This window comes from Paraburkholderia sp. EB58, from assembly GCF_050436665.1.
Classification (GTDB): Bacteria; Pseudomonadota; Gammaproteobacteria; order Burkholderiales; family Burkholderiaceae; genus Paraburkholderia.
This window is the reverse complement of the sequence record NZ_JBNDMQ010000014.1, coordinates 40,238-54,606: the sequence shown is the minus strand read 5'-3', so window position 1 is coordinate 54,606 and position 14,369 is coordinate 40,238. Positions and strand designations below refer to the sequence as shown.

The window sequence follows — 14,369 nt, the reverse complement described above, 5'->3', positions numbered from 1 at the left end:
AGACTAACTACGGAGATACCAAAGTGACCAAACCTCTCGAAGGCATCAAGATCATCGACTTCACCCATGTTCAGGCTGGCCCTGCGTGCACCCAGTTGCTCGCCTGGTTCGGCGCCGACGTCATCAAGGTTGAACGACCCGGTTCGGGTGACGTGACGCGCAACCAGTTGCGCGACATCCCCGACGCCGACGCGCTGTACTTCACGATGCTCAACAGCAACAAGAAGTCGCTGACGTTGGACACGAAAAAGCCCGAAGGCAAAGAAGTACTCGAAAGACTGATTCGCGAATCAGACGTGCTGGTCGAAAATTTTGGCCCGGGCGCGTTGGACCGGATGGGCTTTTCGTGGGAACGCCTGAACGAACTCAATCCGAAGATGATCGTCGCCTCGGTGAAGGGCTTCAGCGACGGCCATCACTACGACGACCTGAAGGTCTACGAAAACGTCGCGCAGTGCGCAGGCGGCGCAGCATCCACTACCGGCTTCTGGGACGGTCCGCCGACTATCAGCGCCGCGGCGCTCGGCGACAGCAATACCGGCATGCATCTCGCCATCGGCATTCTGACCGCGCTGCTGGGGCGCGACAAAACCGGCAAAGGCCAGAAGGTCGCCGTGTCGATGCAGGACAGCGTGCTGAACCTGTGCCGCGTGAAGCTTCGGGACCAGCAGCGGCTGGAGCGCGTGGGCTATCTCGAGGAATATCCGCAGTATCCGCACGGCGAATTCAGCGATGTCGTGCCGCGTGGCGGCAACGCGGGCGGCGGGGGTCAGCCGGGCTGGGTGCTCAAGTGCAAGGGCTGGGAAACGGATCCGAACGCGTACATATACTTCACGATCCAGGGCCATGCATGGGAGCCGATCTGCAAGGCACTCGGCAAACCCGAATGGATCGATGACCCCGCCTACAAGACTGCCGAGGCACGTCAACCGCATATCTTCGAGATCTTCGGCACCATCGAAGCCTGGCTCGCCGACAAGACCAAGTTCGAAGCGGTCGACATCTTGCGCAAGTTCGACATTCCGTGCGCGCCGGTGCTGACGATGAAGGAACTCGCCAACGATCCCTCGTTGCGCGCGAGCGGCACAATCGTCGAAGTGCCGCACAAGAAACGCGGCTCGTATCTGACGGTTGGCAGTCCGATAAAGTTCTCGGATATGAAGCCGGAAGTCACCGCGTCGCCGTTGCTCGGTGAACACACCGACGAAGTACTGGCGAGCCTTGGCTACAGCAGGCAAGATATCTTTAACCTGCGCGAAGTCAAAGCGGTTTGACGGCGCCAGGCAGGCCTGTTTGTACGATCGGGCCAGCAGATACGGCGCCCCTGCCGGCGCCGTATCCGATTCAAGGATCAGCGCTTTTACATGCGGGGAGCGCCATGCAAACAGCCATCGACTTTCAGCAACTCGTCAACGTCATCGGCGACGCGGTCATCATGTCCGATGCCGGCGGCAGCATCACACTGTGGAACCCCGCGGCCGAACGCATGTTCGGCTTTACGCAAAGCGAGGCGCTGGGAAACTCATTGGACCTGATCATTCCGGAACGTTTGCGCGGCCGCCATTGGGACGGCTATCACAAGACCATGGCAACGGGCGAAACCCGTTATGGCAACGACGTGCTGCGTGTCCCCGCCGCGCACAAGGACGGGCGGGCACTGTCGATTGCCTTTACGGTTGCGTTGCTGCATTCGCCGCAGAACGAACTCACCGGCATCGTCGCAGTGATCCGCGACGAAACCAGCCGCTTCCAGGAGGATCGTTTGCTGCGCAAACGTCTTGCGGAACTGGAAGCGGCCGCAGGCGCGTGAGCGGCCACACAGGGAAGTTCAGCTAACCAGCCAGTCAGGACAGCCTACGCCCAAACGGAACGGAACGGACAGGAACGAACCGCCTATGCGACGGTGGTCTGCGTCTCCCCTGCCTCGCCTACCCTTCGCCGGCCGATGACCAGCAGCATGGCCAGCACGCCGACCAGATCGACCGCCGCGCCGAGCACGAAGCCGCTGCTGTAGCCGCCAAAATACTGGACCGCGACACCCATCATGAACGGACCGACGATGCCGGAAATATTGCTTATCAGGTGAACAAAGCCGCTTACGCCACCCAGATGCCTGCCTGGCACAAGCTCGTGCATGGTGGACCAGCAAGCTTGCGACGAAGCCGTCAGGAACAGCACGGCGAACGCTACCAGCAGTACTGCGGGCATCACCGAATCGACCACGCTAACACCGAGCAAGGCGAGACCGGATAGCGCGAGCGGCACAGTAGCCGAGAGCTTGCGCGCCAGCAGCTTGTTGCTCATGCGCTTGAAACACGCGTCGGCGACGAGCCCTCCGCCGAAGTAGCCGATCCCGCCGCATGCCCATGGCACTGCGCTAAGGATGCTCATGTGTGCCATGTCCAGATGCAGCGCGTTGGTGAAATAGCTCGGCATCCACGAGATGAATACGAACAACGTGTAGTTCACCGCGAACAGGCCGACGCCAAGCGCGAGTGTGCTCGGACGAAACAGGTAGCTGCGCAACGGTGTGCTTTCGTCGCCGCCCTCTGCCGGGTGCGCCGCGCCGCGACTCGCTTCGACCATTTCGCGTTCGGCCGCGCCGACCCGCGCGCTTTGCGCCGGCTTGTCGGTCGCGAATATGCGCCATGCGACGATCCACACCAGCCCGAGCGCCGCGATGATCACAAACGACGTGCGCCAGCCGTAAGCGATGGCAATCAGTCCGACCACTGGCCCCGCGATCGCACTGCCTACCGTCTGGCCCGAAAACGTAAAGCCGACCATGGTCGCTGTTTCATCCCGGGGAAACCAGTTGGTGATGGTCCGGTTGGTCGTCGAATTCATTGGGCCTTCGCCGAAACCGAACAGCGCCCGGGAAACGAGCAGCGTGCCGAATCCGCTCGCGGCTGCGGTCAGCCCGCAGAGAATGGACCACGTCCCCATCGCCCAGGAAAAAACCCGGCGTGGTCCGTACTTGTCGGCGAGCTGCCCGCCCACGAATGCAAAAATGGAATAGCCGAAGAAGAAACTGCTGAACACCACGCCGAGTTGCGACGGCGACAGACCTAACTGCTTGTTGATGATAGGTGCCACCACCCCCAGCGCCGCGCGGTCCATATAGTTGATCGCACCCGCGATAAACAGCAGCAAGGCGACAACGTAGCGATACTTTCCGATCTTCATGTTGTCTCTCTTCCATGTAAGTAAGGATGTCGATTTTTTATTATTTTGTAGTTCGAACGAGTGATGCGGCGGGTCTAATTGTTGACGAGTCTGGCGGGAAGCTGCGTCAAGATGAGACCTGCAGACACGATCAGCGATGCCGCAATCAGGAACAGGCTCGAATCAAGTGAATGCGTGACCGTCTTCAGCCACCCGACAACCGTAGGGCTGACGAAGCCCGCGAGATTGCCCGTCGCATTGATCAATGCAATGCCGGCGGCCGCACCGGTGCCGCCGAGAAAAGACGTGGGCAATGCCCAGAACATGGGTAAGGCGGTAATCACACCCGAAGCGGCAAGCGTCAGGCCAAGCAACGCGATATACGTATCGTTGCCCGCATACGCGCACAACACGAAACCCGCTGCCGCCACGCACTGGGGCAACACGACGTGCCAGCGGCGTTCACGCGTGCGGTCAGCATGGCGGCCGACTACGATCATCGTGATCAGGGCGGCAAGATAAGGCACGACCGTGAGCAGCCCGATGGTGAAAGCGTCCGTGATGCCCGAACCCTTGATGATGGTCGGTTGCCAGAAGCCAACCGCGTAAGAGCCCATCACGATACCGAAGAGAATCGCGCACAAAGTCCAGACCTTGAGCGACGTGAAGACCTCACGCACGGAACCGTGGCTTTTGGTGCGCGCTTCCGCGTCGATTTCCGCTGCAATGAGGTCGCGGTCCTGAGCCGGCAGCCACTTTGCGTCCTTCACCCGGTCGTCGAGGAACCAGAAGATGACGGCTGCCAAAATCAGCGCGGGGACCGCTTCCAGAATGAACAGCCACTGCCAGCCGGCAAGCCCTGCGTTCCCCGCCAGACGCTGCATGATGAAACCGGATATCGGGCCGCCGACAATCCCCGCCACCGGATTGCCCGCCATCAGGAAAGCGACCATCTTGCCGCGCCGGTGTGCTGGAAACCAATAGGTCAGATACAGCACCAGCCCCGGGAAAAATCCCGCTTCGGCCACGCCCAGAAAGAAGCGCAATACGTAGAACATCGCAGGCGTGGTGACCCATGCGGTCGCGGCCGAAAGCACCGCCCACGTGAGCATGATCCGGGCGATCCAGCGTCGCGCGCCGAGCCTGTGCAGCAGCAAGTTGCTCGGCACCTCGAAGAAGAAGTACCCAACAAAAAAGATGCCGGCGCCGAAGCCGTACATCGCTTCGCTGAAGTTCAGGTCGCTGAGCATCTGGAGCTTGGCGAAGCCCACGTTGACCCGATCCAGATACGCCACCACATAGCAGACGAACAGCAAGGGCATGAAGCGCCATACCACTCGCGTGTAAATCGAGTTGCTTGCCGCGCTGTCGGGTATTCGTATCGCCGGTGTTTGGGTACTCAAGGGCTGTCTCCACATTTTTGTCAGACTGACTACGGGGCGGCGGTTTTACTTATGGGTGTAAATAGCCGTTCGCCCTCGGATGCGCTGAGCCGCTGCGCGCTCAGCTCATGATGCCGATCTGCCACGGTACGAATTCGTGGTCGCCCAGCCCTAGCATTTCGCTCTTTGTGCGCTCACCCGACGCGGCGGCAAGAATAGCGTCGAAAATTCGCTGACCCGTGCTCCGGATCGATGCAACGCCATCCAGAATCCCACCGCAGTTCAGATCCATGTCTTCGGTGAGCCGGTTGTACATCGGCGTATTAGTAGCGAGCTTCAGCGATGGCACGGGCTTGGCGCCGAACATCGAACCGCGGCCTGTGGTGAAGGCAATCAGATTCGCGCCGCCGGCAATCTGACCGGTCGCTGAGACCGGGTCGAAGCCGGGTGTGTCCATGAAAACGAGGCCCGATTGCTTCACCGGCTCGGCGTATCGATACACTTCCATCAGCGGCCCAGTGCCGCCTTTCATCGCAGACCCAATCGACTTTTCGAAGATGTTCGCGAGTCCGCCCACCTGATTGCCGGGGCTCACCTGGCCGTTGATCTGAACGTCCCGGCCGACCGAATACTCGTCTTTCCACCAGCGGATCCGCTCAACCAGCTTTTCACCGATTTCGCGGCTGACGGCGCGGCGCGTAAGCGTATGTTCCACGCCGTAGATTTCGGGTGTTTCGGAGAGGATGGCCGTGCCGCCATGACGGACCAGCAAGTCCATCGCCGCGCCGAGCGAAGGATTGGCGGTGATCGACGAAAAGCCGTCCGAGCCGCCGCATTGCAGGCCGATCTTCAGGTGGCTCGCCGGAGCTGTCGTGCGCTTCACACGATTGGCGTCGGGCAGCAGCGCCTTGACCGCGGCCACGCCGGCCTCGATCGTGCGACGGGTGCCGCCGTTCTCCTGCATGATGAAGGTGTGTAGCCGCGAATCGACCTTCAGGCCTTCCTGATCCATCAGTCCGGCCAGTTGATTGCGCTCGCATCCCAGCCCGACAATCAACGCCGCGGCAAGATTGGGATGGCGCGCGTACCCCGCCATGGTTCGGCGCAGCAGCGCCATCGGCTCGCCGCTCATCTCCATGCCGCAACCGATCGAATGGGTGAACGCGACCACCCCGTCCACGTTCGGGTAGTCGGCCAGCCGTTCCGGCGTGAACCATTCGGCGATCTTGTGTGCGACCGTGGCCGAGCAATTGACTGTCGACAACACACCGATGTAGTTGCGCGTGGCAACCTCGCCGTTGTCCCGCACGATGCCCTGGAACGTGGCGCGCTCAGCTTCCGGAATCATCTCCACCGGTTGGTAGTCCGCGCCAAATGCGTAGTCCCGGTCGAACTCGCGGAACTCGACGTTATGGCTATGCACCATCGTGCCCGGCGCAATATCCGTGGCGGCGAAACCGATCACCACGTTGTATTTTCGAACCGGCTCGCCCTTTTTTATGGGCCTCGCTGCGATCTTGTAGCCTGCGCTCACCTGACTGCGACAAACAAAATCTTCCGCTGGAACCGGCGTACCGATTGCTACGTCGATGCGCGCAATGACCACGTTGTCGGCGGGATGCAGACGGATCACCGGCCCGCTTACGTTTTTGCTCATCGTCTCAATCATCAGACATTGCCTTCCAAAAATTTTTGCACTCGAGCGTCGAAAAAGGTCCGATTCGAGTAACCGCTTTCTTTCAAAGCCACTGCAATGCACGCCCTACCACTTGGATCCCACATATTTAAGCCATCTTATGGCACTTCTCTCACCAATTCAATAGAAAGCGCTTACTCATTTTCATTACACCGTCCAACGCGCCGCCCCACATAGGGCGGACACGCCGGTACCCGAAGAGGGGCCGGCTCGACCGAACGGCGCAATACGCGCCGATCTCGACGTCAATGGGTGATGCGTTGGGGTATAGGCGATGACGAACCCGATGGCGTCATGCCTGGGAAATGAGTGTCAGGCGTGGGATGGCGATCGACTGAAGGAGGCGCGTGCTGCGCGAGAGGTACGCGCGCCGGCAATCGTTGCCGGCGCGTACCAGCTCCTAGCGGTTGCGAGGACGCGCCGTCGTACCGCGTACGATCAGGTCGGTTGGCACGATGTATTGTGAACTGACGGGCCGCCCTTCGATCCGCGCGAGCAGATACTCAGCGCTGCGCGCGCCGATTTCATCGGCGGCGAGGCGCATGGTCGTGAGCGGCGGCGAAGTGAAGCTGGAAAATTCAATGTCGTTGATGCCCGCGATCGACAGCTCGCCCGGCACGTCGATACCCGCGTCGCGTGCTTCCGCCAGCGCACCGATTGCCAACAGATCGGTGCCGCAGATCACGGCCGTTGGACGCTCGGGGCCGTTCATCAGCGCCTTCATCGCCATCTGCCCTTCAATGATCTTGTGCGGCATTTCGATCAGATGCTCGTGGCGTAACTGAAGCCCGCGTGACTGTAGCGCCGCGCGCACGCCGATGATGCGATCAGCCGCACGATCGCTGTGCTGCGTCATTTGCGTAATCATGCCGAAGCGGGTGTGCCCCAGATCGAGCAGATATTCGGCGAGGCGCCGCCCGACCGCAACATTGTCGAAACCGACATACGGATGGTCGTGATCGACGGTCCAGCCGTTGACGAGCGGAATCTGTTCCTTTTCGATCAGTTCGTAGAGCGCCGGCGAGTGGCTACGGCCGACGAGCATCAAGCCGGCGATGCCGTCCGCGATCAGGGCGCGCACCTGCTTGAGTTCGTCTTCCTGATCGTAATACGAGCATCCGAGCAACAACGTATAGCCGGCTTCCCCGATGCGCTTTTGCAGTGCGAACACGCCGATCGCGAAGTTCTGGTTTTCCAGCGATGGGATCACCGCGCCGATGGTCTTTGAGCGCTGCGATGCCAGCGCGCGCGCCGCGGCGTGCGGCGTGTAGCCGAGTTGATGCGCGATGTCGCGCACGCGGTTCTGAAGCTCGGCAGCGACCGTTGCGTTGCCGTTTAACACGCGCGAAACCGTCGCGGTAGAGACCCCTGCCGCGCGCGCAACATCCGCCACGGAAATCGAATTCGATTTGCGACGCTGAGCTCTTTTCTTTGTTTCTATGGTCAACTTGCACCCTGCCCGGTGTCGAGGCGCGCACCATCGCACCCTCCCTATTCCGCGTACTATAACGCGGCCAATTGGGGAATGGCCACCACCGGGCGTGGGCGGTAGCCTAGTCGATGCGTTCAGGGCTCCCGTCGAACTCCACGAGACAGCCAAAGCCGCCATGAAAGAGCGCCTCACGCGCGTCCTCAGTCTGCCCCGTGGCGGCGATCTGAGCGGCATACCGCTCCGCGTCGTCCTCCGGCACATAACCCAGCTGTCGCACGTCGGCATTGTCCCAACGGTTGCGCGTATTGCCCGAAACGCCGTACACGACCACGAAGTGGTAATCGGGGTGATCGATACAGCGCTTCGTCAGTTGCACCATGTCGCGATGGCTGACCCACGTGAAGAGGTGCCGCGGCGCCGTCGGCTTGTCGTCGGGACGGAACGAGCCGATCCGCATGCATGCGACCGACATGCCATGCTTATCCGCGTACATCCGTCCGAGCGCTTCGCCGAATACCTTCGATACGCCGTAGCGGCTATCCGGCCGGGGCGCGACGGAATTGTCGATCAGCCGGTCGCGCCGATGAAATCCCACCGCGTGATTCGAGCTCGCGAACACCACGCGTTTGACGCCGGCCTGCCGCGCGGCTTCGAAGACGTTGTAGCAACCTTCGATGTTCATGTCGCGGATCTTTTCCCAGCGGTCCTCATCGGGAATGCCGGCGAGATGCACGACCACATCGACACCTTGCATCACTGGCAACAGATCCTCGAGCCGCGTAATGTCAGCGGTGACGATTTCTTCGCCCTCGCCTGCTTCGGCTTGCGGCGCGATGTCGGCGAGGCGCAACTGGTACTGCCCGCGCAATCCGGCGCGCAGCGTCCGGCCGATATGGCCGGCCGCGCCGGTAATCAAAACCCGTTTCATTCGATGACTCCATTCGATGCTGATGAGGCGAACGCCGCGGCCGCGATCGAGCGCTGGTGATGCGCGTTGAGATATGCGTCGCGCGACGGCACGAGATGGGCGCGGCACAGCGCGATCAGACTGTCGCGATCGCCGCGCCGCAAAGCGTCGATCATCTGATGATGTTCGGCGCGGGCCTTCTCCAGGTACTGCGGAAATACGATCGAGACGGAACGGATCGCGTGCGTGCGCCGTTCGTACTCGTGGATCGCATCGACCAGCACCTGGCTGCCTGACAATACGAAAAACGTTCGATGAAACGCCATGTTCAGGCGGAACACGCGGCGCAGGTCGCTGGCGCGTGCGGCATCGTCATGCTGGGCCTGGATCCCTTCGAGCTCGGCCAGCTTGACGGCGTCGACGGGAAAGGCGATCCGGCTCGCCGCATCGGTCTCCAGCAATTCCCGCAAGGCGTACAACTCGGTGACTTCGCGCAGGGTGAACGACTTCACCAGCGCGCCAAAATGCCTGCGCCGTTCCACCAGACCGCGACGTTCGAGCTCGGCCAGCACCTGGCGCGCAACGTGCCGCTTCAGGTTGAAGCGCTCGCACAGATCGTCTTCGACGAGCCGTTCCCGCGGATGCAACAGGCCGAGCACGATCTGCTCTTCGAGCTGATCCGCGACACGCCGCATCGTTTCATCGGTATTGCGGTCGCGCAGCACCGGGCCGCTCGCGTCCGCAGGGCGTTTCGAAGTGACAGCACTGCTCATACCGGAAGACTCCACCAAAGTGCAGAAACGGCAGAGCGTAGCGCAAATCGCGCGTCGCACACTGGCCTGCTGCGCATCAGGGCTTGTTCCCTGGCACGGTGGCGACGGTTTTGGTCGCCTTCAGGAAGTCGAAATCGCAGCCTTCGTCGGCTTGCGTGATCGTCGTCAAGAACAACTTTCGATAACCGCGCGCATCGGGCTCGGCTTCGCGCGGCGGCAATGCTGCCAGACGTGCGGCAATTTCGTCGTCGCTGACCAGCAGCTCGATCGAGCGCTTCGCCACGCTCAGGCGAATCCGGTCGCCCGTGCGGACGATCGCAAGCGGGCCGCCGATCGCCGACTCCGGCGTCACGTGCAGCACGATCGTACCGGCTGCCGTCCCGCTCATGCGGCCGTCGGAGATGCGCACCATGTCTTTTACGCCCTGCCGCCCGAGCTTGCGCGGGATCGGGATATAGCCTGCCTCAGGCATGCCCGGCGCACCGACCGGCCCGATCTTCTTGAGGACGAGCACGTCGTGCGCCTCGACTTCAAGCTCCGGATCGTCGATGCGCCCCGCGAGGTCTGCCGCGTCCTCGAACACGACGGCGCGGCCTTCGTGCTCCATCAATTGAGGATTCGCTGCGGACTGCTTGATGATTGCGCCGCCCGGCGCCAGATTGCCATGCAGTACGGCAATGCCGCCTTGCGGAAAGATCGGCTGGCTGAAGGGTCTCACGACCTCCTGTGGGAAGCTCGACGGTGCCGCGTCGAGCTCTTCGCCGAGCGTGCGACCGGTGACCGTCAGCGCGTCGAGATGCAGCAGGTTCTTCATTTCGCGCATCACGGTTGTGAGTCCGCCCGCGCGATGCAGATCCTCCATATAGTGCTGCCCCGACGGCTTCAGATCGACCAGCACGGGCGTTTCGCGCGCCATCCGGTCGAGCGCATCGAGATCGATCTTGATGCCGAGCCGCCCGGCGATCGCGGTCAGATGGATGATGCCGTTGGTCGAGCCGCCGATTGCCAGCAACACGCGCAACGCGTTTTCGATTGCCTTCGGCGTCAGGATTTTTGCCGGCGTCAGCTTTGCACCGATCATCGCCACCGCCTGGGCGCCCGTGCGTTCGGCAATGCGGATACGGTCGGCGCTCACCGCCGGTGGCGACGCGCCGCCCGGCAGCATGATGCCCATGGCTTCGGCGATGCACGCCATCGTGCTCGCCGTGCCCATCACGGAACAGGTGCCGACCGTCGCCACCAGTTGATTGTTCACCGCATCGATTTCGGCCGCGTCGATCTGGTCGCCGCGAAAGCTCGCCCAGAAACGGCGGCAATCGGTGCACGCGCCCACGCGCTCGCCGCGATGCGAGCCGGTCAGCATCGCGCCGGTCACGAGCTGGATGGCGGGAACGCCGGCGGACGCGGCGCCCATCAGTTGCGCCGGCACCGTCTTGTCGCAGCCGCCGATCAGCACCACCGCGTCCATCGGCTGCGCACGGATCATCTCCTCGGTGTCCATGGACATCAGGTTGCGCAAATACATGCTGGTCGGATGCGAGAAGCTTTCCGCGATCGAAATGGTCGGGAATTCGACCGGCAGGCCGCCCGCCAGCATCACGCCCCGCTTGATGGCTTCAACGAGCTGCGGCGCATTGCCATGGCACGGGTTATACGCGCTGCCCGTATTGGCGATGGCGACGATCGGCCGCGAGAGCGCGTCGTCTGTGTAGCCGGCGCCCTTGATAAACGCCTTGCGCAGGAACAGCGAAAAGCCCTCGTCCCCGTAGTTGGTCAGCCCTTGGCGCAAACCGCGCGGCTGGCCGTCATCGAACGTATCTGTCATCGCCGTGTCCTCGGAAAGATTATCGATAATGTTGACGATGATTCTATCGAGACATATAGTAGAGCGCAAGTAAGCGCTTTCTCAAAGACGGGAAATATGGCGCGCAGCCGCTTCTGCTTCTCTTCTACTGGATGTTCCGATGAAAAAACGCGTTGTCGCCTACCGCAAGCTACCTACCTCCGCTCTCCAGATTCTCGAAGCCCAGTTCGACGTCACCACCGCTGACGCCGATACCGAGCGTGCCGCGTTCATGGATGCATTGGCCGGCGCGCACGGCGCGATAGGCAACAAGCTGAAGTTGACCAATGAATTGCTCGACACCGCGCCCACGCTTGAGGCCGTGTCGACGATCTCGGCGGGATATGACGATTTCGATGTCGCCGACCTCACGCGCCGCGGCATCGTCCTGTGCAATACCCCCGATGAAGTCACCGAGACGACCGCCGACCTCGTCTTCGCGTTGATCCTCGCAGCGGCACGCCGGATCGCGGAACTGGATGCCTCGACGCGGCGAGGCGAGTGGCAGGCTTCCTCTGGGCCGGCGCAGTTCGGGGTCGACGTGCATCACAAGATGCTCGGCATCGTCGGTCTGGGCCGCATTGGCAGCGCAGTGGCGCGACGCGCGGCGCACGGCTTCGGAATGAACGTGCTGTATTCGAACCGCTCGCGCAATCCGGCTGCGGAAGAAGCGTTCGGTGCGCGCTGGCGTGCGCTGCCGGACCTGTTGGCCGAAGCTGATTTCGTCTGCCTGCTGGTGCCGCTTTCCGACGCCACCAACAAGCTGATCGGCGCCGCAGAGCTGCGCTTGATGAAGCCCAGCGCGATTCTCATCAACGGCGGGCGCGGTCAGGTGCTTGACGAAGCCGCGCTGATCGACGCGTTGCGCGAGGGCCGCATCCTGGGCGCCGGTCTCGACGTATTCGAGCGCGAACCCCTTCCATCCAGTTCGCCCCTGCTCGCGCTACCGAACGTGGTACTCGCTCCGCACATCGGTTCGGCCACCGCTCAGACGCGCGAAGCCATGGCCCGCCGTGCCGCGCTGAATCTTCTAGACGCACTCGAAGGCCGCTTCTCAGCGACTTGCGTCAACCCTGCGGCGCTCGAATTGCGCCCGCAGCCTCAACAACGCGCGGTCTGACAACGCGCGCCCGACCTGTTCAGGAGGACCTTCCGATGAATGCAGTCAACCGGCCCCGCGGCGTCTATTCGCCTGTCGTCACGCCATTCACCCGTAACCTGCAGCCCGACCACGAACGCTTTGTGCGCCACTGTCGCTGGCTTATCGAACAGGACGTGGGCCTCGCTGTATTCGGTACGAACTCCGAAGCAAATTCGCTGTCCGTTGACGAAAAAAAGCGCCTGCTCGATACACTCGTGACCGCGGGGCTGCCGGTCGACCGGCTCATGCCGGGTACCGGTTGCGTGGCGCTGACCGATACGGTCGAATTGACGCGGCATGCCGTGGCCTCGGGCTGCCGCCATGTCCTGATGCTGCCGCCCTTCTACTACAAGGGCGTAAGCGACGAAGGCCTGTTTCGCAGCTACGCTGAAATCATCGAACGAGTCGGCTCGGACGCATTGCGCATCTACGTTTATCACATCCCTCAGGTATCCCAGGTACCTCTCGGGCTTGCTCTGATCGAGCGTCTGCTCAAGGCTTATCCGGGCATCATCGCCGGTGTGAAAGACAGTTCCGGAGACTGGAGTCACACGCAAGCGATGCTCGAACGTTTCCAGCCCCAAGGCTTCGATGTGTTCGCCGGTAGCGAAACCTTCCTGCTCGCGACGCTGCGGGCCGGCAGCGCGGGTTGCATTACGGCGACCGGCAATGTGAACCCCGCCGCGATCGTCGACCTGTACCGGAACTGGCAGTCCGCCGATGCTGATGCTCGCCAGCAGGCGCTCGACAACATCCGGGCCGTATTCGCACGCTTTCCCATGATTCCCGCCCTGAAGTCGGCGATCGGCATCTATTCGCACGACGGCGACTGGGGAACGGTCAGGCCGCCGCTGGTGGCGCTCAATAGTGAGCAACGTGCCACCCTCGAAGAAGCCCTGACGCAAGCCGGCTTCGCGATGCCGGGAATCGAGGCGGCTCTGGCTTAGTGCTCAAGCAACGGGCGCGGTCAGCCCGCAAAGATCCACCTTCGAGAAACCACCCCTCAATCGGAGACATACCCCATGTGGCAGCAGGCTGAACGCTATCCCGACCCGCGCGTCATTTCGCTGGATCCAGCGTTCGATAAATACCGTGTCGCTTTCTCGGCGGTCGAGCGTCTTGCAACCGGCTATCGCTGGACCGAAGGCCCAGTATGGTTCGGGGATGGCCGCTACCTGCTATGGAGCGACATCCCCAACAATCAGATGCTGAAGTGGGAGGAAGAGACCGGAGTCGTCAGCGTATTTCGAAAACCGTCCAACTTTGCCAACGGCAACACCCGTGATCGCCAGGGACGCCTTATTACCTGCGAACACGGCCGGCGCGTCACGCGTACCGAGTACGACGGCAGCATCACCGTACTGATGGATTCGTATGATGGCAAACGTCTGAACTCGCCGAACGACGTCGTGGTCAAGTCAGACGGTTCGATCTGGTTCACTGACCCGCCGATGGGCATTGCCGGTCACTACGAAGGAAACAAGGCCGAGCAGGAACTGCCCCACTCCGTCTACCGGATCGACGGTGCGACCGGCGAGACTTCGGTTGTCACGCGAGATCTGAAGGGCCCCAACGGACTGTGCTTTTCGCCAGACGAGCGGCTCTTGTACATCATCGAATCGCGTGCCGTGCCCGAACGCTTGATCCACGTCTACGAAATGCAGCCGGATGGCCGCAGCATCGGCACCGGACGGGTTTTCTTCAACGCAGGCGTGGGCACGATCGACGGGATGCGCGCCGACGTCGACGGCAATCTCTGGTGCGGCTGGGGCATGGGAAACGACGAACTGGACGGCGTCATGATCATTTCGGCGGAAGGCAAGATGATCGGCCGCATCGCACTGCCCGAGCGTTGTGCCAATCTGTGTTTTGGCGGCCGTGCCCGCAACCGGCTTTTCATGGCGGCGTCGCAATCGATCTATGCGGTGCATGTCAACACGCAGGGCGCCGTCGGTGGATGACGCGTCACGAACGCATCGAACCGGATCTCACCGCAACATGAAGAAAACGTCATCAACGGGCCAGTTTCC

At 61.9% G+C, this 14,369-nt stretch carries 12 protein-coding genes; 5 read left to right on the top strand and 7 right to left on the bottom strand.

Translation table 11 applies throughout. The annotated features are described in order from the left end of the window. Nucleotides 1-23 precede the first annotated feature (23 nt). Together frc and P3T40_RS21175 are read left to right on the top strand one after the other, a co-directional pair. Nucleotides 24-1,274 carry a formyl-CoA transferase gene (gene frc / locus P3T40_RS21180; protein ID WP_429269685.1) on the top strand — a complete coding sequence of 417 codons (1,251 nt, stop codon included), beginning with the start codon at nucleotides 24-26 and terminating at the stop codon, nucleotides 1,272-1,274. A gap of 104 nt (nucleotides 1,275-1,378) precedes the next feature. Then, complete coding sequence (locus P3T40_RS21175) at nucleotides 1,379-1,810, top strand: PAS domain-containing protein (protein WP_429269684.1); 432 nt, start codon at nucleotides 1,379-1,381, stop codon at nucleotides 1,808-1,810. An 83-nt stretch (nucleotides 1,811-1,893) separates the two neighbouring features. Here P3T40_RS21175 and P3T40_RS21170 read toward each other — a convergent pair whose 3' ends face one another. The 7 genes from P3T40_RS21170 to P3T40_RS21140 form a co-directional block, all read right to left on the bottom strand. Continuing rightward, a complete protein-coding gene (locus tag P3T40_RS21170; RefSeq protein ID WP_429269683.1) occupies nucleotides 1,894-3,186 on the bottom strand; it encodes an MFS transporter in 1,293 nt (430 codons plus the stop codon). Between the two features lie 74 nt (nucleotides 3,187-3,260). Next, on the bottom strand, nucleotides 3,261-4,568 hold the full coding sequence (locus P3T40_RS21165; protein ID WP_429269682.1) for an MFS transporter: 1,308 nt from the start codon (nucleotides 4,566-4,568) through the stop codon (nucleotides 3,261-3,263). A gap of 100 nt (nucleotides 4,569-4,668) precedes the next feature. Then, nucleotides 4,669-6,216: a UxaA family hydrolase gene (locus P3T40_RS21160; protein WP_429269681.1), complete on the bottom strand. Its 1,548-nt coding sequence runs from the start codon at nucleotides 6,214-6,216 to the stop codon at nucleotides 4,669-4,671. A gap of 427 nt (nucleotides 6,217-6,643) precedes the next feature. Continuing rightward, nucleotides 6,644-7,852: a LacI family DNA-binding transcriptional regulator gene (locus P3T40_RS21155; RefSeq protein WP_429269680.1), complete on the bottom strand. Its 1,209-nt coding sequence runs from the start codon at nucleotides 7,850-7,852 to the stop codon at nucleotides 6,644-6,646. Further along, entirely contained in the window at nucleotides 7,797-8,603 is an 807-nt protein-coding gene (locus P3T40_RS21150; RefSeq protein ID WP_429269679.1) for an NAD-dependent epimerase/dehydratase family protein, read from the bottom strand. Before P3T40_RS21150 ends, P3T40_RS21155 begins: the two co-directional genes overlap by 56 nt. Then, complete coding sequence (locus P3T40_RS21145; protein WP_429269819.1) at nucleotides 8,600-9,277, bottom strand: GntR family transcriptional regulator; 678 nt, start codon at nucleotides 9,275-9,277, stop codon at nucleotides 8,600-8,602. Before P3T40_RS21145 ends, P3T40_RS21150 begins: the two co-directional genes overlap by 4 nt. A gap of 154 nt (nucleotides 9,278-9,431) precedes the next feature. Further along, entirely contained in the window at nucleotides 9,432-11,180 is a 1,749-nt protein-coding gene (locus P3T40_RS21140; protein ID WP_429269678.1) for an IlvD/Edd family dehydratase, read from the bottom strand. A gap of 139 nt (nucleotides 11,181-11,319) precedes the next feature. Between P3T40_RS21140 and P3T40_RS21135 the strand changes: the two genes are divergently transcribed. The 3 genes from P3T40_RS21135 (at nucleotide 11,320) to P3T40_RS21125 (ending at nucleotide 14,300) form a co-directional block, all read left to right on the top strand. Beyond that, nucleotides 11,320-12,318, top strand: coding sequence for a 2-hydroxyacid dehydrogenase (locus P3T40_RS21135; protein WP_429269677.1), 999 nt, complete (start codon nucleotides 11,320-11,322; stop codon nucleotides 12,316-12,318). Nucleotides 12,319-12,353: 35 nt separating this feature from the next. Further along, complete coding sequence (locus P3T40_RS21130; protein WP_429269676.1) at nucleotides 12,354-13,286, top strand: dihydrodipicolinate synthase family protein; 933 nt, start codon at nucleotides 12,354-12,356, stop codon at nucleotides 13,284-13,286. A gap of 75 nt (nucleotides 13,287-13,361) precedes the next feature. Further along, on the top strand, nucleotides 13,362-14,300 hold the full coding sequence (locus P3T40_RS21125; RefSeq protein ID WP_429269675.1) for an SMP-30/gluconolactonase/LRE family protein: 939 nt from the start codon (nucleotides 13,362-13,364) through the stop codon (nucleotides 14,298-14,300). Nucleotides 14,301-14,369 lie beyond the last annotated feature (69 nt).

Coding starts and splice junctions, on each gene's coding strand:
- P3T40_RS21175 (WP_429269684.1), top strand. CDS start 1,379: ATGCAAACAGCCATCGACTTTCAGCAACTCGTCAACGTCATCGGCGAC.
- P3T40_RS21170 (WP_429269683.1), bottom strand. CDS start 3,186: ATGAAGATCGGAAAGTATCGCTACGTTGTCGCCTTGCTGCTGTTTATC.
- P3T40_RS21160 (WP_429269681.1), bottom strand. CDS start 6,216: ATGATTGAGACGATGAGCAAAAACGTAAGCGGGCCGGTGATCCGTCTG.
- P3T40_RS21155 (WP_429269680.1), bottom strand. CDS start 7,852: ATGGCGGCTTTGGCTGTCTCGTGGAGTTCGACGGGAGCCCTGAACGCA.
- P3T40_RS21150 (WP_429269679.1), bottom strand. CDS start 8,603: ATGAAACGGGTTTTGATTACCGGCGCGGCCGGCCATATCGGCCGGACG.
- P3T40_RS21145 (WP_429269819.1), bottom strand. CDS start 9,277: ATGCGGCGTGTCGCGGATCAGCTCGAAGAGCAGATCGTGCTCGGCCTG.
- P3T40_RS21140 (WP_429269678.1), bottom strand. CDS start 11,180: ATGACAGATACGTTCGATGACGGCCAGCCGCGCGGTTTGCGCCAAGGG.
- P3T40_RS21135 (WP_429269677.1), top strand. CDS start 11,320: ATGAAAAAACGCGTTGTCGCCTACCGCAAGCTACCTACCTCCGCTCTC.
- P3T40_RS21130 (WP_429269676.1), top strand. CDS start 12,354: ATGAATGCAGTCAACCGGCCCCGCGGCGTCTATTCGCCTGTCGTCACG.
- P3T40_RS21125 (WP_429269675.1), top strand. CDS start 13,362: ATGTGGCAGCAGGCTGAACGCTATCCCGACCCGCGCGTCATTTCGCTG.